Here is a 19,334-nt window from a genome sequence, read left to right on the forward strand (position 1 = left end):
TTTTATATCTTATCACATCCGAACCAACTTTGCAAGCTCTTTTTTTAAGTTTCTTTCGAAGCTTATCCGTTTCGCTTGCCGCACCGTGTGAACCGTGTTTTCTTGGCCGGAATTAGAATATACCATGTACAGATTTACATTGCAAGTCTTTTTAAAAAACTATATTAACAATCGGTTTGATCTAATACGGACGTACATACGGTATTCTCCCTACTTAGCAAGTTCGTATGCACGCCGACCTAACTTTTTATTGTTTAACATTTCCGACTGGAACCTTTCGTGGCCATAAACTATAGCTAAAACTTATCAAAAAATCGATACCGAGTATCATTCCCCACACTTTAATCAGATTATAGAAAACAGCCGTACGTTCAGTATCACCAATCCACCATATCATGGCGAATAGAAAAGCACTTCCTATAGCCCAAGCCAATAGATGTCTAAACCATCCACTACGCTCACGACTCGCATGTTCTCTGCCATATAACTTTTTGCTGCGAGGATTCTCCCCGCCCTTGAACCAATATAGGAAATATCGATCCGCCCAAGCGATCATCTGATGACCATAAGCAATGCTTATTCCTATATACACCGCAGCTATACCATGAATCATGCTTGCTGTAGCTCCTCGCTGTAGATCCATAACTGTAGCTACCAGCAATAACAGATCGACAACCGGCGTCGCCATTAACAAACCGATACCTAACCGCTTCATACCAAGAAGATACCTGACACTCAGTCCCCCAAATACAAACACCCAAAAGGCAATTTCACAACCTACAATGAAATAACCAATCATATCAGCCCCTCCTTTTTATGATACAAATGTATTAAATATAATTTAGCACGTGTGTACTATAATAATCAACAGTGATATAATATACCTATGCCTAAAATTGTTGATCACGATAAACAGCGTATGCTCGTAGCCGAGGCAGCCTGGCGTATTATACGAAGAGATGGCATGGAACAAGCCTCTGTTCGGAATATCGCTGATGAAGCTGGAATTTCGGTCGGTTCGATGCGTCACTACTTTTCTACTCAATCGGAACTACTACTATATGCCATGAATTTGGTATCTGAACGGGTGTCTCATCGAGTCCAACAAATGTCCTTCACCGGCTCTCCCATGGACAATATGAAGCGCCTATTGCTCGAATTCTTACCAAACACGGAAGAAAAACTGGCCGAAATGGAGGTGTGGTATGCTTTTACAGCCAGATCGAAAACCGATCCTACACTCAAAGAACTTGCTAATACCGTGTATGATGAACTTAGAAAAGCTGTAGGTTCTGTTATCACCTACCTGATTAAGCTCGATCTGTCCAGACCTGATCTGGACAAAGAACTGGAGATCGAGAGATTATATGCACTGGTGGATGGCTTAGGCATACATACCGTGCTTAGACCGGATCAGATGAATGCCAAGCTCATGGACGATGTCCTCACTTTGCATCTTGCTTCCTTATGCCGCTAAACAAAAAAACCGCAGTCCATTCGTTGTGACTAATGCCCGTTACGTTAACAGGAGTTAGTTCTGAATGTCTGACGGTTTTTCTTTTTATCCGATAATAATCCGGCCCTCCGGATGACGATACAGTTTCTTCTCTTTGCGCGGACGTAGGGCATACGCGATAGTTAATGGCCCAATCCGACCTACAAACATGGTAAAGGTAATAATGATTTTTCCCCAATTGGTCAATTCATCAGTAACACCTACGGAAAGTCCGACGGTGCCAATTGCCGATGCAGCTTCAAACATCAGTGAAAGGAATGGCGCATCCTCTGTCGTAAGTAGCAGCATCACCACGATCATAAATATGATCAGAGAAACCATAATAATGGTCAATGCTCTCATAAGCAGCTCCTTCGGAACACGTTGGCGGAAAAAGACGATGTCCTTATTTCCCCGAATCATGGCATACACCGCACCAATCATAATCAGGAATGTAGTCGTCTTGATTCCGCCCCCGGTCGATCCCGGTGAAGCCCCTATAAACATCAACAGGATGAAAAAGAACTGGGTAGCCTGCCTCATCTCTGTAATATCGATTGTACTTGTTCCGGACGAACGTGTGGAGACAGACTGGAAGAAGGATGCATAGATCTTCTCGCTCCAAGTAAGTGAGGCCAGCGTATGTCCATTGGTGAATTCGAAAACAAACAACACAATCGCTCCTATACCAATCAGTGCCCCCGATACAGACAGCACCAGTTTGGACTGCAGGGATAGACGGCGGCGTTTACGATATTCGAACAGATCATTCAATACTACAAATCCAAGTCCACCAGAGATAACGAGCACAGAAGCGGTCACATTGAATATCCAGTCTCCGGTGTAGTATTGGAAGCTGTTGCCGAACAGATCAAATCCGCCATTATTAAACAGGGAAACGGAATGAAATATTCCATAGTATATAGCCTGACCAAACGGCATCTCCGTTGCCCAGCGCAGCGCCAATATGACAGCAGCCACCCCTTCAATGGTAAAGGAGAAAATCAATACTTTGCGGATAATGCGTACAATCCCCTCCATACTGTCTGCATTAATGGCTTCTTTGAGCAACAGCCTGTCCTTGAGCGAGATTCGCTTGCCCAATACTAGCGCAAAGAGAGTAGCCATAGTCATAAAGCCGAGTCCACCGAGCTGCATTAACACCATAATGACGATCTGACCAAACAAATTAAACGTCGTCCCTACATCCACAACGACCAATCCAGTCACACATGCCGCAGAGGTCGATGTAAAGAGAGCATCAATAAACGCCAAATGCTCACCGCTTTGGTTAGAGATCGGCAACATGAGGAGCACTGTTCCAATCGCAATAATAAGCAGGAAACCGCCGACCAGGATTAATGGAGGGGATATGAACTTGGCAAAGTGAAGCCTGAACTTCATGAAGGGCACCTCTTTTAACAAAATACGAACAGGTTAAACTCAATAGATCCTCCTATGTAAACCTAAAGAGGAACTTGCCCCAGCATGATACTGAACGGCAGGTTCCTCTTCTATTATGAACGTATTCTACGTTCCTTATTTAGTCTTGCGTACGAGGGCGCATGTGCGGGAAGAGCAGTACGTCACGAATCGACGGAGAATTGGTCAGCAGCATGATCAGGCGATCCACTCCGATTCCCAGTCCACCTGTTGGTGGCATACCATATTCGAGTGCACGGATGAAGTCGTCATCCATCTCATGAGCCTCGTCGTTCCCATGCTCTTTCTCCAGCATCTGTGCTTCAAAGCGCTGACGCTGATCGATTGGATCATTCAGCTCTGTGAATGCATTCGCATGCTCGCGTCCAACGATGAACAACTCGAAGCGATCCGTGAAACGCGGATCTACATCGTTTTTCTTCGCCAGAGGTGAAATCTCAAGCGGGTGCCCCGTAATGAAAGTCGGCTGAATCAACGTCTCTTCCACAAACTCTTCAAAGAACGCGTTCAAAATATGACCAAATGTCATATGTTTTTCAACCGGAACTTTATGTTCCTTCGCCAAGCTATGTGCTTCCTCATCCGTCATGTGTACGGAGAAGTCAACGCCCACAACTTCCTTAACTGCATCCACCATCGTAACACGACGCCATTGCGGAGTAAGATCTACTTCATAATCTCCATACTGGATCACTTGTGTACCCAGTACTTCCTGTGCAATATGAGCAACCAGGTTCTCCGTCAATTGCATAATATCCTTGTAGTCGGCATATGCCTCATACAATTCAATCATCGTGAACTCCGGGTTATGGCGTGTGGACATACCTTCGTTCCGATAAACACGACCGATCTCGTATACCTTCTCCAGTCCGCCTACAATCAGACGTTTCAGGTGAAGTTCAATCGCAATCCGCATGTACAGTTCCATATCCAGCGCATTATGATGCGTGATGAATGGACGTGCTGCGGCCCCTCCTGCAATGGTATGCAACGTAGGTGTTTCCACTTCCAGATATCCAAGGGAATCGAGATAACGGCGCATCGATTGAATGATTTTGGAACGTGCGATGAAGGTCTGTTGTACGTCCGGGCTCATGATCAGGTCAACATAACGCTGACGGTAGCGCAGCTCTACGTCCGTGAGACCATGGAATTTATCCGGAAGCGGATAGAGCGATTTGGACAGTACTTCAAGATCTTTAACTTTGACAGAAGTTTCACCTGTTTTGGTCTTAAAGATCACGCCAGTTACCCCAACGATATCGCCAAGGTCCAGCAGGCTGAATGCCGCATACTTGTCTTCAGGCACGGTATCCTGACGAACATAGATCTGGATTCTGCCGCTCAGGTCCTGAATGTGTGCGAAGCTTGCTTTACCCATTCCCCGCTTCGCCATAATCCGTCCGGCAATACTGACTTCGATGTGCTTCTCTTCCAGCTCTTCCTTGGTCAGTTCTTCATACTTCTTCAGAATGGAGCCGGCTTCTTCGGTACGTACGTATTTTTGGCCAAAAGGGTCGATTCCCAATTTGCGGAGCTCGTCCAATTTGTCACGGCGAATTTGTAAAAGCTCGCTAAGTTCGGTTTCCTGATTCAAGACTTCATCCGTCATGATCTGTATTCATCTCCTTATTTACATTGCAGGCATCGCGAGAGGACGCTCTTCCTCAAATGTTGAAAAAGCTTCCCTAAGGAAGCTTTTGTTTACCGTGCCCAACTGCTTCGTTGCTATAGCTTTTTAATGTCTATAATTTTATATTGAATTACGCCAGCAGGCACACTTACATCAACAACAGTACCTGTTTTCTTGCCCAGAATGGCTCTGCCTACAGGGCTCTCATTCGAAATTTTGTTTTGAAGCGGATTCGACTCCGCAGTACCTACAATGGTATATTCCGTGATGTCTCCGAATTCCAAATCTTCTACAGTAACGGTTGCCCCGACGCTTACAACATCAGTATCGATCTCATCGCTGTTGATAATCCGCGCGTTACGAAGCAATTTCTCCAACGTGATTACACGTCCTTCAATGAAAGCTTGCTCATTCTTCGCGTCTTCGTATTCAGAGTTTTCACTGATATCTCCATACCCGATGGCTACCTTAATCCGTTCAGCCACTTCGCGGCGCTTCACTGATTTCAATGTTTCCAATTCTTCTTCCAGCTTCTTGAGTCCTTCTGGTGTAAGGATAACTTCCTTGTCGCTCATCTCAACCGATTCTCCTGTCGTGGGAATAATTTGATTGTACGGCAACGGAATCAGTGCTTATTACATAGCTCCGCCCGCATACATCTTCAAAACTATATGAAGTTCTCCAGAGAAATAGAATATTCCTCCTGATGCTATAGCCTTATTAACGCACATGGCGAATTTATACTGAGAAATTATAGGGGAACGATCTCGAAAAGTCAATGTTACGCCCCCCTACAGCTGTAAACGTTTTACGAATGTGTTTATGGTTAAGATGCATTTCCGGTGATTACCGGTTCTGACTCCAAATTACCTTCGCTTTTCAGCTGACTCACAAAGTTCTCCAGAATCTGTACCATCTCATCGCGCTTGGTACCTTCCATAATAACGTCCTTGATGCGAGCAGATCCTTTCAAGCCTTTCAAATACCAAGCCAGATGTTTGCGCATCTCGCGTACGGCAACCGTCTCGTTCTTCAGTGCGATCAGGCGATCCATATGCAGGATGGCAACACGGATCTTCTCTTCCCCATTCGGGTCAGGAAGCAATTCACCTGTGCTTAAGTATTGAATGGTACGATACAGCATCCATGGATTACCCAGGGCGGCACGCCCAATCATAACTCCGTCACAACCCGTTTCATCCAGCATACGGCGTGCATCCTCTGGTGTATGGACATCACCATTGCCGATCACTGGAATAGAGACAGCCTCTTTTACATCCTTGATATGTGACCAGTCCGCTGTGCCTGTGTATAGCTGCTCCCGCGTGCGGCCGTGTACACTTACCGCCTGTCCACCAGCACGTTCAACCGCGAGCGCATTCTCAACTGCGAAGATATGCTCATTATCCCAGCCAATACGCATCTTGACCGTCACCGGCTTCTCAACTGCGTCCACTACAGCGGATACCATCTCGTAGATTTTGTTCGGATCAAGCAACCAACGTGCGCCTGCATCACACTTCGTCACTTTTGGCACGGGGCATCCCATGTTAATGTCGATAATGTCTGCATTGGTTTCTTGGTCCACAATTTTGGCTGCTTCTACGAGGGAATCACGATCTCCCCCAAAAATCTGAAGGCTGAGCGGTTTCTCACGTTCATCTACAAACAGCATCTCACGTGTGCGCTGGTTGCCATGCACGATGGCTTTACCACTTACCATCTCCGCGCATACGAGGCCTGTTCCGAATTCTTTTGCGATCAAACGAAAAGCCGGATTACATACGCCAGCCATCGGCGCAAGTACGACCTGGTTTTTCATTTCAATGCCACCAATTTTAAGCACGGTAGTTGTTCCACTCCTTTTTTAATTCTGTATAAATCAACGATTAAAGATCGATTAGTGTCTTTGTTGTAACATGACGAAAACGAACGCTCTACCTGCCCTGTAACTCCTCGATACTGATTGCCAGCACTCCAGCAATTCGATCCAGCTCTTGCTGTGATACCTTACGGTTTCCCCGCTCAATGGTTCCCAGAATGGCTAGCGAGATGCCTGTCTCGGCAGCAAGTTCGTGTTGTGTTAAACCTTTCAGCTTCCGGAATGCCCGGATTCGATTGGCCAATTGCATGTTTTCCAAAGCTGTATTCCATCCTTTCCATCCAGTACAGACAACGATGAGTGTACAAAGGTATACAAACCTGACTCCTCGCCCTGCGGTACGATATCCGACAGTGGCACCAGCACAAAGGCCCGTTCACCCATACGGGGATGAGGCAATTGAAGCAATTCAGTATCTCGCGTCTCACCGTGCATCCAAAGCAGATCCAGATCAACGGTGCGCGGTCCCCAACGAATATCACGAACACGGCCGAGTCGGTTCTCGATATCCAATAATTCCGTGAGCAACTGCTCCGGTGTCAGCATCGCCTGTACAGCGACTGCCATATTCAGAAACGCAGGCTGATCTACATATCCTACAGGTTCCGTCTCATATAGTGCAGAACAGCGCAGAACGGATATATGCGGTTGCTCATCCAGCAAAGACAATGCCTCAAGCAGCGTCTGTTCGCGGTCACCCAAATTGGCCCCTAAAGCAATATAAGCCTCTGAAGATTCAGAGGTCGAATGTGCAATCATGATCGGTTCTCACTTTCTTGTGCGGCGAAGCTCTACCGTTACGCCCTCAAAATGGATATCGAATGGCGGATGTGGCTTCGTCACCTTGACTGTCAATGCATTGATAATAGTATAAGTGTCCAGTAAAGAAGATGCAATATGTTCGCCCAAAGCTTCAATTAACTGGAATGATTTATTCTCAACAATCTGTTTTACCAGCTCATGGATCTCCGCATAGTTGATCGTTTTGGTCAGATCATCGTTACGTCCAGCCTCACTCAGGTCCATATCGATCTCCAGATCAATATAGTACCGCTGCCCAAGCTTCCGTTCTTCTGCAAAAACGCCATGATATCCGTAATACTCCATACGGTGCAACACCATTCTATCCATACGATCCGCCTGCCCTCTATATATATTGAAATAGTTCTCTATTTGAAGATACCTTTTGCTTTACCTTTGAAAAACGTTGCACTTCTACTGAACGGGTCACTCAGACCCGCCAGTATTATTTCCTCCGTAGACCCGGAGAAATATATAACATAGCATCACACATGTCTGCCGTCCGCCGAATCGACTTCACATCATGAACCCGGACCATTTGGCAGCCTTGGGCAATGCCAAACGCAACGGTCGCAGCTGTTCCTTCCAGCGCATCATCCGAACCGACATCCAGGGTGTTTTGGATGAATCTTTTGCGTGAAGTGGCTAGCAGAACGGGATATCCCATTTCATTGAGCAAACCGAGCGATGACATGAGCTTCAGATTCTCTCCGAGATCCTTCACAAAACCAATGCCCGGATCCAGGATAATCTGATCTGCTTTTACGCCAGCTTCCAGCGCAATCTGTATACTCTCCTGCACATCGCTGACGACATCACTTAGATAATTGGTGTAATTCCGATCCTGCCGATTATGCATCAGAATAATGGGACATTCCAGTTCTGCTGCTGTGCGAGCCATATCCGGGTCGGCCTTAGCACCCCACACATCATTAATGATATGGGCACCAGCCAGAATGGCCTGACGCGCAACATCGGCCTTGTACGTATCTACGGATATTGGAATATGCGGGGCTTGCTGATGCAGTGCTTCAATAACAGGAATAATCCGGCTAAGCTCTTCATCGGCGTTGACTACCTCTGATCCGGGTCGGGTAGATTCCCCACCGATATCAATCAGGTCAGCACCGTCTTCCATCATCTGCTTGGCATGGGCAACCGCCCGCTCCACGCTGGTATAACGTCCACCATCCGAGAACGAATCAGGCGTGACGTTAAGAATGCCCATAATCTGTGTTCTTGCACCCAGCTTCAACTCCGCTGGCCCCCATGCATATTTCCGTTCATAGATGATCGGTGTGAGTGTCATGAAGTATACCCCGCTTTCTGCCGGTACATACCCAGAAGGACTGCTGTAACTGGGCCTATATGTCCGTTGCTTATTGTCGTTTCTGCTCCGCCCTGATCCCGCAGAGTCGTAACTGGAACCAATTCTGCAACCGAGCCTGTTAGAAATATTTCATCTGCTTGAAGGAGGTCCTCCCACGTAGCTAGCGTTTCGATGCAGGCGAATTCTTGCTGCGAGGCAATCTCCATTACTACAGCTCTAGTGATGCCCGGCAGAATTCCGGTTGAGAGCGCTGGCGTGTAGAGTACTTTTTCCCGTGTCCAAAATATATTGCTGACGATCCCTTCAGCTATATAACCATCGCGGGTTAATTGTAGCCCTTCTGCACCCTGCACATACTGCCCGTACTGGTTCAGCTCCCGTTTCGCCAGAATGCTGTTCATGTAATGCAGCGACTTGAACCGCACTTCTCCTTCGGGCGTGTTGCGGGGGGTAGACAAGCGTTGGAGCATTTTGCCACTCTCATATAAAGAGGGAGAGGGTTCAGATAATGCTTTTGCCAGTACAATATGATTGGGCTTCGTATAGTCACCAGAAGGTAAGCCTAACGGCGCTTCCCCCGCTGATACCGTGTAACGCACGTAGGCATCCTGAAGTCCCCCTGCATGCATGAGACGTTGAATCCAATCCGTCACCTCTGCCGCGGTCGTTGTAAAAGGAATGCCCAGTTCCTCACACCCTGAAGCCATCCGCTCCAAATGCCGTTCCAGCAAATAAGGGGCGCCCTGATACGTTCGAAACGTCTCAAACAATCCAAGTCCGTACAAAAAGCCGTGATCCGTTACAGGAACCACGGCCGCCGCCATATTGACCAACTCTCCGTTTATCGCGGCATATTGCATGTTATACCTTTACTTGTTGGGACAAGAAGTTGCGAAGCATCTGATGTCCGTGGTCTGTAATAATGGATTCCGGGTGGAATTGAACACCTTCAATCGCATATTCTTTGTGACGCAAACCCATAATCTCACCTTCAGTTGTCTCCGCTGTAATCTCCAGGCAGTCAGGCAAGCTGCTGCGCTCCACAATCAGGGAGTGATAACGGGTAGCTGTGAATGGAGATGGCAATCCGGCAAATACCGATGTTCCATTGTGGTGCATCTCGGATGTTTTGCCGTGCATCATGCGCTCCGCACGGATGACATTACCGCCAAATGCTTGTCCAATGGACTGATGACCCAGACACACACCAAAGATCGGGATGCTTCCTTTGAAGTGATCAATGACTGCCAAACTAATGCCTGCTTCATTCGGTGTACACGGGCCCGGAGAGATCAGAATATGATCAGGTGCCAGTACCTCTATGCCTGCCAGATCAATCTCATCGTTGCGGCGAACTTCCACCGTCTCACCCAGTTCACCCAGATATTGAACCAGGTTGTACGTGAAGGAATCGTAATTATCGATAACCAGTATCATATGCCTGCTCCTCCTCATCTTCCGTCAACGCAAGTGACGGTTGCTTCATTTTAATTTAGTTTAACGGCTTCCGTTCGTTCCGCTTGGTCTTGTTCGACAGCTCTGCTTGCTTCCGCTTCCTCGCTGTAGTTCACAGCTCTCATCATCGCTCTTGCTTTGTTGCGGCATTCCTTGTATTCCCGATATGGATCGGAATCAATGACAATCCCTGCACCGGCCTGTACATAGCCAATACCATCCTTGATGGCAAGCGTACGAATGACAATGTTCAATTCCATATTCCCACTGTAATCCATCCAACCGATGGAACCCGTGTAAGGTCCACGCCGAACAGGCTCAAGTTCCTCGATAATCTCCATGGTGCGGACTTTGGGCGCTCCTGTAATCGTTCCACCCGGGAATGTCGCAGCGATCACATCAAATGCCGATAACCCTTCGGCCAGACTACCTTCCACTTGGGAAACAAGATGCATGACATGGGAATACTTCTCGATGGTCATCAATTCAGGCACATGAACTGAACCGTAGGCTGCAATCCGCCCGATATCGTTACGTTCCAGATCGACCAGCATAATATGCTCCGCCCGTTCCTTCTCACTGCCCAGCAGTTCATCTGCCATAGCCTTATCCTCTGCTTCGTCACGGCCCCTTCTTCGGGTCCCTGCGATGGGACGTGCGCTGACTTTGCCATTCTCCACCTTCACCAGTAGTTCGGGAGAGCCGCTTACCAGTTGGAAATCAGGACTGCGCAGCATGCCCATATACGGTGATGGATTCACGAGACGTAGCCACTCATAAATATGCTCAGCGCTCGAACGAAGCCGCTTTTCCTGTCTCAAGGACAAGTTCACCTGGAACACATCACCCTGCCTGATATATTCCTGTACCGTGCGTACAGCTTGTTCAAAGTCATTCTGGGGAAAGGAGGTCTCCCACCCTTCGGATTCTCTTTCCGCATCTTCAGGCTGCGGGATGCGATTGACCCGCTTGTTGCGACGTTCCAGTGCCTGCTGCTGTTCCTCGGCCTGTGCGAATCCCATAATATGAAGCCAACGTTGCTGCATCGCTGTCGCTCGTGCTTCTGCCGTTGCATATAAGCTACGGATATCGGTTTCGTTCCGGTTAGGCTCTATAGGCAGATGAACCATGCAGAAAAGTGCCTGCTGCTCATGGTCGTACGCCCATATTTCCTCAAAACGCATCCACCAATAATCCGGCAGAGCCGGGTTATCTTCAGCCAAATCTGGAAGCTTCTCCAACGTTCTCGCTATATCGTAGCTGAGATAACCTGCATATCCACCCCCAAAGTCTGGAGCTCCAGTAACCTTGGGTGCGCTGTAAGGGGCTGTCCATCTCTTCAATACATCAAGTGGCTTGCCGCTGTCCGTCGATGTGGTTCCCTGCGTCACATCATGAATAACCGCTTCTTGACCTTTACCAGAAATAACGGATACGGGGTCCAGCCCCAGAAATGTATATCTCCCGCCTTTGCCATTCTCCAGCACAATTGCGTATGGTGACGCCTGCTGCCAGGCTGCCTCCCACGATAACGGTAAACCGCCATGATACGGCCCCTCATCCGACTTCGTGATATAGGGCATCATGGTCCAGCCTTGGCCAGCCCAATCCAGCCAGTCGGCGTATGTTGTCATCAGGTGTGTCATTGCGGTGTGCCGCCCTCCATCTTCGCTAGTTCTATTGTCTGATAGTATACTAAAGCGCCGCTCCTTTTAAAAGCATTACGCCAAAAATCCTCCGTACCCGTCATGCGGGCAGGGAGGATTAACTTTGACATTTGTAGGCTTAGGCTTCGAAGTTGTAGAGCGGTGTGCTGAGGTAACGTTCACCGTTACTTGGCACGATTACGACAACACGTTTGCCTGCACCCAGCTGTTTGGCAACCTGAAGACCGGCGCGGATCGCTGCACCGGAAGAGATCCCGGACAGAATGCCCTCTTCCTTCGCTACCTGGCGAGCTGTCTCGAATGCATCATCATTCTCAATGTGAATGATCTCATCATAGATTTCCTGATCCAGAATCTCAGGGATAAAGTTGGCACCAATCCCCTGAATCTTATGAGGACCTGGTTTGCCACCCGCCAGAATTGGCGAAGCTGCTGGCTCAACTGCAACAATTTTAACGCCAGGGAAAGCTTCTTTCAGCACTTCGCCCGTACCTGTGATTGTTCCGCCTGTACCAATTCCTGCAACGAAAGCATCCAACGTACCGCCCACGGATTGAATCGCGTCAACAATCTCAGGGCCAGTCGTTTCACGGTGGATCTTCACGTTGGCTTTATTTTTAAATTGCTCTGCCATGAAATAAGATGGGTTTTCCTTCAGCAATTCTTCGGCTTTCTTAACAGCACCATTCATACCTTCGGCTCCCGGTGTAAGCACAAGCTCAGCACCATACGCACGAAGCAAGTTGCGACGCTCCAAGCTCATCGTCTCAGGCATTACAATAACAGACTTGTAGCCTTTGGCTGCAGCCACCATCGCGAGTCCAATTCCCGTGTTACCACTTGTTGCTTCGATGATGGTATCACCTGGTTTCAGCTTGCCTTCTTTTTCCGCTTCTTCCACAATACTAATTGCGATACGGTCTTTCACGCTTGAACCTGGATTCTGATACTCCAGCTTCACGAGTATTTCAGCACTGCCTTCAGGTACAATACGATTCAGACGAACAAGCGGAGTACCTCCGATGAGTTCTGTTACGTTATTAACTACTTTAGCCATATGAATGCCCTCCTTAGTGGGATGAGTAATACTTAAGTCCTGTTACATTATACTGTGCGGCCGATAGCCTCTGGATGCTATAGAAGAACTGCGGAAATCCTGTTGATCCTATCCCTTACTGCTAAGTTTTCTAGACAGGGCGGAGGTTTCCGAAAGTTTCTTTGTTCATCATTAAATCTTTTATATCCGAGTAAACGAGTAGGTATTTGATTATTTTCATCTTATCAACGTTAACCCTTATTGTCAATATGAGTACTCAAAAAAAATACTCTGCCTTAGGCCCTAGGACCGCAGACAGAGTACTTTTATCAAGATGCAGCAGGACGAGACAATCCTTGCGAATGGAATTCAGGAGGCAGGAATCTCAGACAGGATCACGGCTTCATACTTGTTACGCAGCATTTGCTCTACCTGCGGTAACGGATCAGCCTGACTCAGAGCCAGCTGCATTCGAATTTCCTCACGAACTTCTTCAGCCGACTGCACTTGGCGTTCTTCTATATCATTGAGTCTGATAATCGCATAGCCCGCCTCTACTCGAACAGGACCGGCAATATCGTCAACATCCAGTTCCGCAGCGAGTTGAAGAATTTCTTCAGGCTGGAATGGATCATTCCGCTCAATCCATCCCAGCCTCCCACCAGCTTCACGAGAGAAGCTGTCTGTCGATAGCCTGCGAGCAGCTTCTTCAAAGTCTTCACCATTCTCCAACGCTTCCAGTAAGGAATCCGCTTCCTCTTCTTCCTCTACTACGATGATGGACAAATCATATTTCTCAGGAGAAACGTAATCCTCACGGTGTTCGGTCCAGTAATGCTCAATATCTGCATCTTTGATCTGTATGCCGATCGTGGCGATTTTCTCAAGCAGCAGCCTATATCCGGCTTCCAACTCAAGCTCCTGTTTTGACAGGCCTAATTGGGACTTCATTTCGTCAAAATACGATTTTTCTGAATCGTACCCCTCCATCGCGGCAGCCAGTTCCCTTGCGATCTCTTGGGGAGTGACAATCAGCTTGCGTTCAATTGCCTCGGCATACACAGCTTTACGATTCAGCATTTGAAGTAACAACTCACTGCCGTAACGTCTTTTCAGCGCGTCGGTCCACTCCTTGTCCGTGATGACTTCCCCGTTGATTGTCGCTACGGCGCTTCCTTCTTCCGTATTGGCATCATGGGATGCATCTGTCTCGTCTTTACCCTGTCTGAGACCATGCATGGCCATCACTGTACCCATGACCAGCATGCCCAGTGTCAAGACAATTACGGCAGTCCACAACCCTTTTTCCTGTCTTGTCATTCCGCATCCCGTCCCCGCATAGATCAGTTCTTGGCTTGCTCTAGGATGGTCTCAAGTTGTTCTTTGTTAAATTCGTAAGCTTCATTACAGAATTGGCAAACCACTTCAGCCCGACCCTCTTCTTCAATTAGCTGTTCCATTTCGGATTGGCCCAAGCTGATTAACGTCTTCTCTACCCGCTCACGTGAACATTCACAGCTAAAATGAATATCCAATCCTTCCATCACTTGTACATCTGGCAACAATCGGCGAAGTAACTCTTCCAATTCAAGTCCCTGCTCCAGTAACGTCGTCACTGGTGGCAACGTCCCAATGGCGTTTTCGATCGCTGTGATCTCTTGATCTGTCAATCCCGGCAACAGCTGCATAATGAATCCGCCTGCGACAATAACGGAATTATCCGTATCAACGAGGACACCAACGCCTACAGCAGAAGGTGTTTGCTCCGATTGAGCAAAGTAGTACGTGAAGTCTTCGCCCAGTTCTCCTGAAATAATAGGCACACTGCCACGATATGGCTCTTTCAGTCCCAAATCCTTCGTTATGTTAATGAAACCTTCCGTTCCAACCGCGCCTGCAACATCCAGTTTGCCCACACTATTGCTTGGCAAATGTACATGTGGATTAGAAACATATCCACGTACTTCGCCTTTGGCATTGGCATCAGCTACAATCTGTCCAATGGGCCCATCACCGTTGACTTGTACCGTTAACTTCTCTTCACCTTTGAGCATTGCACCCATGATGGCTGCTGTTGTAACCGTACGCCCCATGGCAGCTGTAGCCGTGGGAAACGTGTCGTGTCTTCTGCGTAGTTCCTCAACCAGTTCCGTAGTCTGGATAGCAAAGGCTCTTACCTTTCCATTCATTGCTGTACCACGAATTAACCGGTCATGCTTGTTGTTGTTTTCCAAGTCATTCAGCCTCCTTTGGCGTATCGTCATAATAGTCGTAACACAGAAAAAACGGCACAACACTTAAGCTGTAATCTCAGCCCGCTGTATGCCGTCTCTAAGCTCACCTTTCCCGGTTCCGCTCATATATAATACGCAGCCCTTCAAGCGTAAGCAGCGGATCAACTTCCTCTATACTACGGGTTTCTTCTGCAATCAGTGTAGCGAGACCACCCGTTGCAATAACTCTGGGCTTGGCTCCCATTTCTTCGCGAATACGCTCTACAATACCATCTACCTGCCCTGCATAGCCAAATATAATGCCCGCTTGCATCGCATGAATAGTATTACGGCCAATCACCTTCTTGGGTTTCTCCAGCTCAATACGAGGCAACTTGGATGCCCGCTCATATAGCGCTTCAGTGGCAATTTGAATGCCAGGTACAATAGCTCCCCCCAGGTAGTGACCTTTCTCGTCAATACAGTCAAAAGTCGTTGCGGTACCGAAATCGACCACGACGAGAGGACCACCATACCTCTCAACGGCTGCCACTGCATTAACAATACGATCTGCACCCACTTCACGGGGGTTCTCGTATCGCAGGTTCAAGCCAGTTTTGATACCAGGCCCAACGAGCAAAGCTTTTTTGCCTACATACTTCTCACACATCGCTTCGATTACATTCACCAGTGGCGGAACCACAGATGAGATGATGACACCTTCGATGTCGCTTGCCCTGATGCCGGACATATGAAATAAATTATAAATCAATACGCCGTATTCATCCACTGTTGACTGACGTGATGTACTCAGACGAAAGTGGTGCAGCAATTCCCGGCCTTGATATACGCCGAGCACCATATTGCTGTTCCCCACGTCTACAACTAGAATCAAAGAGGTTCACCCCTCTTTCTTTTCATTTAAATCCAGGCTGATATCCAGGCTCTCAAAAGAATAGGTTAACCTGCCAACCGAAATTACATCCACACCACTCTCTGCAATACCACGAATGGTCTTGAGGGAGACGTTACCGGATGCTTCAACCTTTACATGAGGAGCCTGTTCACGAATAAATTCAACTGCTTCACGCATCCGCTCTGGATGCATGTTATCCAGCATAATGATATCTGCCCCGGCTTGCAAGGCTTCTCTCACCTGCTCCAGATTTTCAGTCTCCACTTCAATCGTCATCGTATGTGGGATAACGGTTCGCGCACGCTGTACCGCCTCGGTAATTCCGCCTGCACCCTTGATGTGGTTATCCTTAATCATAACAGCATCGTACAGTCCAAATCTATGATTCGCTCCGCCACCCACGCGCACTGCGTATTTCTCAAGTAATCGGTGACCCGGCGTTGTCTTACGTGTATCCACGAGTCTGGTCTCTAGACCATCCAGCACATCCACGTAGGCACGCGTACGCGTAGCTATTCCGGACATACGTTGCAGCAAGTTAAGTGCCAGTCGTTCCCCCGTAAGCAGTGAATGTGTACTTCCCTCTACCTCGGCCAAAATCGTGCCATGGGTAACCTTGTCTCCGTCTGTTACCTTCGGTGTAAATACAAGGTCAGGATCGACGACCTGAAATACGAGTTCGGCTACGGTCATGCCTGCTATAATGCCATTGTCCTTGGCATGTATAATGGCCTTGGATTGATTGCCTGCTGGAATCGTCACACTCGTTGTAACGTCACCTGCACCGACATCTTCACGAAGCCAGTTTTTGATTGATTCGATAAGCCCATCATTATATCCATTTCGTATCATGACATCAATTCCTCCACAATCGCTTGTTCTCGCTGCTGCAGACTATGCTTCTGCCAGACGACATCATCACGTGCCGGGAAATCTTCACGGTAGTGGGCCCCCCGACTCTCCTCGCGGTGTAATGCTCCGCTGGTAACTAACCAGGAACAGGTCAGAAGGTTGGCGTACTCTAGCTCTTCCTTATGGGTGAGTGTCTGATCAAAAAATTGCAATTCCTGGTGCAGCTTGTCCATGGCCTTCTGCAGATTCTCACCATTCCGGCGCAAGCCTACCTGACGAACCATCATTTTCTGTAATCGTAAGCGTCTTTCGGATATCGGTCTTTGCTCTACCATGATTTTGCCCATCTTGCTACTCATGTCCACAGAAGAAGAAGTATTCCCTCTTAGTGAACCAAGCGGAGGAAGAGATTGAATGCGATCTACAATTCTCCGGCCAAATACAATTGCTTCAGACAAAGAGTTGCTTGCCAGACGGTTAGCTCCATGCACTCCTGTAGACGATACCTCTCCACAAGCAAATAACCGGGAGATGCTGCTCTCTCCACTTAGGTCCGTTTTCACTCCGCCCATCATGTAATGGGCAGCAGGTGCAACGGGAATCCAATCCGTTGTCATGTCTAATCCATAACGCATACAAGTCTCATATATGGTAGGGAACCGATGCTTGATCATCTCTGGCTGTTCATGCGTAATATCCAGGTACACAAAGGTGCTGTTGGTCGACTCCATCTCACTAACAATCGCTCGTGCCACGATATCGCGTGGTGCCAGTTCAAGCTGAGCATGATATCGATCCATGAAGCGTTCACCCTTCACATTGCGCAAAAATGCTCCCTCACCGCGCACGGCTTCTGACACAAGGAAACGCGGGGCCCCCGGGTAACAAAGAGAGGTGGGGTGGAATTGGATAAATTCCATGTCACGAACAATCGCCCCAGCCCGATAGGCCATTGCTACACCATCGGCAGTAGCTACATCCGGATTCGTCGTATATCGGTACAGTTGTCCTGCCCCACCAGAGCAGAGAACCGTTGCCTGTGCCTTCACGAAAACTTGCGATCCATCGTCCTTCTGAATCAGAGCGCCGATGCACTCCCCTCGATCTCGATCCGTAATCAGGTCAATCACAAAATGCTCATCCCATACTTCAATTCCGGGATGTTCATTCACTTCGACTGCAAGCGCACGTACAATCTCATATCCCGTTGCATCCCCGTTGGCATGCAAAATACGGCGGTGGCTATGCGCACCTTCCTGCGTCAACGCCAACTCGCCGTTCTCCAGGTCAAACAACGTACCTAAACGAATCAGTTCCTTCACACCGTCCGGCCCCTCATTCACCAATACCTCTACCGCCTCGGAGCGGCATAAGCCCGCTCCTGCAACAAGTGTGTCCTGCAAGTGATAAGCAGGTGAATCATCTTCAGCAATAACCGCAGCGATGCCTCCCTGCGCATACCGAGTGTTACTTTCAAGTAATGACTTCTTCGTGATCATTAATACACGTTGTTGTTCACTTGCTTTAATAGCGGTAAACAAACCAGCAATCCCTGAGCCTATAACCAGTACATCCGTCTCTACTGTGGGTAGCGCAGATAGATCAAAATCAACTAAATATTGCGGTATCATGTTATTCACCTGTCTTGGAGCAAGAGTAGCGCATCCTACTTCACCAATAACATACGCTCTAGTGATTCTCTGGCTTTGTCGGCAACGGCCGGTGGCACATAGATCTGCGGCTTCATCGTTTCCAGGCATTTCACCAGTTTCTTCAAGTTGTTGACCTTCATGTTAGGACATACGAGGAACTTGGTAGCAAAATGGAACTGTTTATCCGGACTATCCAAACGAAGTTGATATCCTGTACCATCTTCCGTACCTACGATAAATTCCTTCGCTGATGAATTTTTGCAATACTCCAAGATGGCTGTTGTACTGCCTACAAAATCACCCATCTCTACAACCTCAGGACGGCACTCCGGATGGACAACAAACTCTGCATTCGGATGCTTGGCTCTCATCTCCACCACATCTTTGACTGTGAGCATATCATGAGTGTTGCAGTATCCTTCCCAGATAATCATTTTCTTGTCTGTATGCTGCTGCACATAGTGTCCCAAGTTTTTATCCGGTACCCAGATAATTTCGTCGGAGTCTACGGATTGAATAACCCGAACTGCATTCGCAGATGTACAACAGATGTCGGTCTCTGCCTTGATCTCAGCCGAGGAGTTGATATAAGTGACCACCTTGGCATTAGGGTGTTGTGCCTTCAATTTGCGTAGTCCATCCACATTCACCATGTCTGCCATTGGGCAACCCGCACGTTCATCCGGGATAATAACCGTTTTGTTCGGCGCCAAAATCTTAGCGCTTTCACCCATAAAGTGAACACCACAGAAAACGATCACATCTGCATCTGTTTGTGCTGCCTTCTGGGCTAATAGAAATGAATCTCCACGGAAGTCAGCAACCTCCTGTACCTCGTCACGTTGATAATAATGGGCAAGAATAATGGCATTACGTTCCTTCTTCAATTCCATCAGCCGCTCACGCAGTTCGCGGTTCATCTCAGCCTTGCGCTCTAAAGCCAGAGCTTCCACCTGTGA

Annotated in this window: 20 protein-coding genes; 1 reads left to right on the plus strand and 19 read right to left on the minus strand. The window is 48.0% G+C overall.

The annotated features are described in order from the left end of the window. Positions 1 to 247: 247 nt before the first annotated feature. Entirely contained in the window at positions 248 to 799 is a 552-nt protein-coding gene (locus WFI24_RS31855; protein WP_336765817.1) for a hypothetical protein, read from the minus strand. 87 nt (positions 800 to 886) lie between these two features. On the opposite strand from WFI24_RS31855, the gene WFI24_RS31860 reads away from it, so the two are divergent. After that, the gene (locus WFI24_RS31860; RefSeq protein WP_336765818.1) at positions 887 to 1,477 is read left to right on the plus strand and encodes a TetR/AcrR family transcriptional regulator; all 591 of its coding nucleotides are present in this window, start codon (positions 887 to 889) and stop codon (positions 1,475 to 1,477) included. Between the two features lie 84 nt (positions 1,478 to 1,561). Here the strand turns inward: WFI24_RS31860 and WFI24_RS31865 are convergent, their stop codons facing one another. The 18 genes from WFI24_RS31865 to nadA all read right to left on the minus strand — a co-directional run bounded on the left by WFI24_RS31865 (position 1,562) and on the right by nadA (position 19,328). After that, the gene (locus WFI24_RS31865) at positions 1,562 to 2,899 is read right to left on the minus strand and encodes a TrkH family potassium uptake protein (RefSeq protein WP_336765819.1); all 1,338 of its coding nucleotides are present in this window, start codon (positions 2,897 to 2,899) and stop codon (positions 1,562 to 1,564) included. A gap of 139 nt (positions 2,900 to 3,038) precedes the next feature. Beyond that, positions 3,039 to 4,550: a lysine--tRNA ligase gene (gene lysS, locus WFI24_RS31870; protein WP_336765821.1), complete on the minus strand. Its 1,512-nt coding sequence runs from the start codon at positions 4,548 to 4,550 to the stop codon at positions 3,039 to 3,041. A gap of 116 nt (positions 4,551 to 4,666) precedes the next feature. Beyond that, complete coding sequence (gene greA, locus WFI24_RS31875; RefSeq protein ID WP_336765822.1) at positions 4,667 to 5,146, minus strand: transcription elongation factor GreA; 480 nt, start codon at positions 5,144 to 5,146, stop codon at positions 4,667 to 4,669. A 251-nt stretch (positions 5,147 to 5,397) separates the two neighbouring features. Further along, positions 5,398 to 6,417: a tRNA dihydrouridine synthase DusB gene (dusB, locus tag WFI24_RS31880; RefSeq protein ID WP_145326548.1), complete on the minus strand. Its 1,020-nt coding sequence runs from the start codon at positions 6,415 to 6,417 to the stop codon at positions 5,398 to 5,400. Between the two features lie 91 nt (positions 6,418 to 6,508). Further along, positions 6,509 to 6,703 (minus strand): helix-turn-helix domain-containing protein, encoded by a 195-nt coding sequence (locus WFI24_RS31885; RefSeq protein WP_440131322.1) that lies wholly within the window; start codon positions 6,701 to 6,703, stop codon positions 6,509 to 6,511. Beyond that, complete coding sequence (gene folK, locus WFI24_RS31890) at positions 6,664 to 7,212, minus strand: 2-amino-4-hydroxy-6-hydroxymethyldihydropteridine diphosphokinase (protein WP_336765823.1); 549 nt, start codon at positions 7,210 to 7,212, stop codon at positions 6,664 to 6,666. Before folK ends, WFI24_RS31885 begins: the two co-directional genes overlap by 40 nt. Before the next feature lie 9 nt (positions 7,213 to 7,221). Further along, on the minus strand, positions 7,222 to 7,584 hold the full coding sequence (gene folB / locus WFI24_RS31895; RefSeq protein WP_062838071.1) for a dihydroneopterin aldolase: 363 nt from the start codon (positions 7,582 to 7,584) through the stop codon (positions 7,222 to 7,224). A 115-nt stretch (positions 7,585 to 7,699) separates the two neighbouring features. Beyond that, a complete protein-coding gene (gene folP, locus WFI24_RS31900) occupies positions 7,700 to 8,563 on the minus strand; it encodes a dihydropteroate synthase (RefSeq protein ID WP_336765827.1) in 864 nt (287 codons plus the stop codon). Beyond that, complete coding sequence (locus WFI24_RS31905) at positions 8,560 to 9,444, minus strand: aminotransferase class IV (RefSeq protein ID WP_336765828.1); 885 nt, start codon at positions 9,442 to 9,444, stop codon at positions 8,560 to 8,562. The genes folP and WFI24_RS31905 overlap by 4 nt, the downstream gene beginning before the upstream one ends. Position 9,445: 1 nt before the next feature. Next, on the minus strand, positions 9,446 to 10,021 hold the full coding sequence (gene pabA, locus WFI24_RS31910; RefSeq protein ID WP_336765832.1) for an aminodeoxychorismate/anthranilate synthase component II: 576 nt from the start codon (positions 10,019 to 10,021) through the stop codon (positions 9,446 to 9,448). 50 nt (positions 10,022 to 10,071) lie between these two features. After that, positions 10,072 to 11,685 carry an anthranilate synthase component I family protein gene (locus WFI24_RS31915; protein WP_336765834.1) on the minus strand — a complete coding sequence of 538 codons (1,614 nt, stop codon included), beginning with the start codon at positions 11,683 to 11,685 and terminating at the stop codon, positions 10,072 to 10,074. Between the two features lie 139 nt (positions 11,686 to 11,824). Continuing rightward, positions 11,825 to 12,763, minus strand: coding sequence for a cysteine synthase A (gene cysK, locus WFI24_RS31920; protein WP_145326541.1), 939 nt, complete (start codon positions 12,761 to 12,763; stop codon positions 11,825 to 11,827). Positions 12,764 to 13,111: 348 nt separating this feature from the next. Beyond that, positions 13,112 to 14,062 carry a peptidyl-prolyl cis-trans isomerase gene (locus WFI24_RS31925; RefSeq protein WP_336765835.1) on the minus strand — a complete coding sequence of 317 codons (951 nt, stop codon included), beginning with the start codon at positions 14,060 to 14,062 and terminating at the stop codon, positions 13,112 to 13,114. 23 nt (positions 14,063 to 14,085) lie between these two features. Next, positions 14,086 to 14,976, minus strand: coding sequence for an Hsp33 family molecular chaperone HslO (gene hslO / locus WFI24_RS31930; protein WP_336765837.1), 891 nt, complete (start codon positions 14,974 to 14,976; stop codon positions 14,086 to 14,088). Between the two features lie 103 nt (positions 14,977 to 15,079). Beyond that, positions 15,080 to 15,850, minus strand: a complete 771-nt coding sequence (locus tag WFI24_RS31935) for a type III pantothenate kinase (RefSeq protein ID WP_336765839.1) — start codon at positions 15,848 to 15,850, stop codon at positions 15,080 to 15,082. A gap of 6 nt (positions 15,851 to 15,856) precedes the next feature. Further along, on the minus strand, positions 15,857 to 16,723 hold the full coding sequence (gene nadC, locus WFI24_RS31940; protein WP_336765841.1) for a carboxylating nicotinate-nucleotide diphosphorylase: 867 nt from the start codon (positions 16,721 to 16,723) through the stop codon (positions 15,857 to 15,859). Next, positions 16,720 to 18,354 (minus strand): L-aspartate oxidase, encoded by a 1,635-nt coding sequence (gene nadB, locus WFI24_RS31945; RefSeq protein WP_336765843.1) that lies wholly within the window; start codon positions 18,352 to 18,354, stop codon positions 16,720 to 16,722. Before nadB ends, nadC begins: the two co-directional genes overlap by 4 nt. Before the next feature lie 35 nt (positions 18,355 to 18,389). Continuing rightward, positions 18,390 to 19,328, minus strand: coding sequence for a quinolinate synthase NadA (nadA, locus tag WFI24_RS31950; protein ID WP_017691350.1), 939 nt, complete (start codon positions 19,326 to 19,328; stop codon positions 18,390 to 18,392). Positions 19,329 to 19,334: the final 6 nt, after the last annotated feature.

The organism is Paenibacillus sp. USHLN196, from assembly GCF_037144955.1.
Taxonomy (GTDB): domain Bacteria; phylum Bacillota; class Bacilli; order Paenibacillales; family Paenibacillaceae; genus Paenibacillus; species Paenibacillus xylanexedens_C.

Bases quoted from the DNA above. Each gene is read 5' to 3' on its own strand.
- WFI24_RS31855 (WP_336765817.1), bottom strand. From the start codon at position 799: ATGATTGGTTATTTCATTGTAGGTTGTGAAATTGCCTTTTGGGTGTTT.
- folB (WP_062838071.1), bottom strand. From the start codon at position 7,584: ATGGATAGAATGGTGTTGCACCGTATGGAGTATTACGGATATCATGGC.
- lysS (WP_336765821.1), bottom strand. From the start codon at position 4,550: ATGACGGATGAAGTCTTGAATCAGGAAACCGAACTTAGCGAGCTTTTA.
- WFI24_RS31865 (WP_336765819.1), bottom strand. From the start codon at position 2,899: ATGAAGTTCAGGCTTCACTTTGCCAAGTTCATATCCCCTCCATTAATC.
- WFI24_RS31905 (WP_336765828.1), bottom strand. From the start codon at position 9,444: ATGCAATATGCCGCGATAAACGGAGAGTTGGTCAATATGGCGGCGGCC.
- nadC (WP_336765841.1), bottom strand. From the start codon at position 16,723: ATGATACGAAATGGATATAATGATGGGCTTATCGAATCAATCAAAAAC.
- cysK (WP_145326541.1), bottom strand. From the start codon at position 12,763: ATGGCTAAAGTAGTTAATAACGTAACAGAACTCATCGGAGGTACTCCG.
- pabA (WP_336765832.1), bottom strand. From the start codon at position 10,021: ATGATACTGGTTATCGATAATTACGATTCCTTCACGTACAACCTGGTT.
- WFI24_RS31860 (WP_336765818.1), top strand. From the start codon at position 887: ATGCCTAAAATTGTTGATCACGATAAACAGCGTATGCTCGTAGCCGAG.
- WFI24_RS31925 (WP_336765835.1), bottom strand. From the start codon at position 14,062: ATGACAAGACAGGAAAAAGGGTTGTGGACTGCCGTAATTGTCTTGACA.
- greA (WP_336765822.1), bottom strand. From the start codon at position 5,146: ATGAGCGACAAGGAAGTTATCCTTACACCAGAAGGACTCAAGAAGCTG.
- folK (WP_336765823.1), bottom strand. From the start codon at position 7,212: ATGATTGCACATTCGACCTCTGAATCTTCAGAGGCTTATATTGCTTTA.
- folP (WP_336765827.1), bottom strand. From the start codon at position 8,563: ATGACACTCACACCGATCATCTATGAACGGAAATATGCATGGGGGCCA.
- WFI24_RS31885 (WP_440131322.1), bottom strand. From the start codon at position 6,703: ATGCAATTGGCCAATCGAATCCGGGCATTCCGGAAGCTGAAAGGTTTA.
- nadB (WP_336765843.1), bottom strand. From the start codon at position 18,354: ATGATACCGCAATATTTAGTTGATTTTGATCTATCTGCGCTACCCACA.
- WFI24_RS31915 (WP_336765834.1), bottom strand. From the start codon at position 11,685: ATGACACACCTGATGACAACATACGCCGACTGGCTGGATTGGGCTGGC.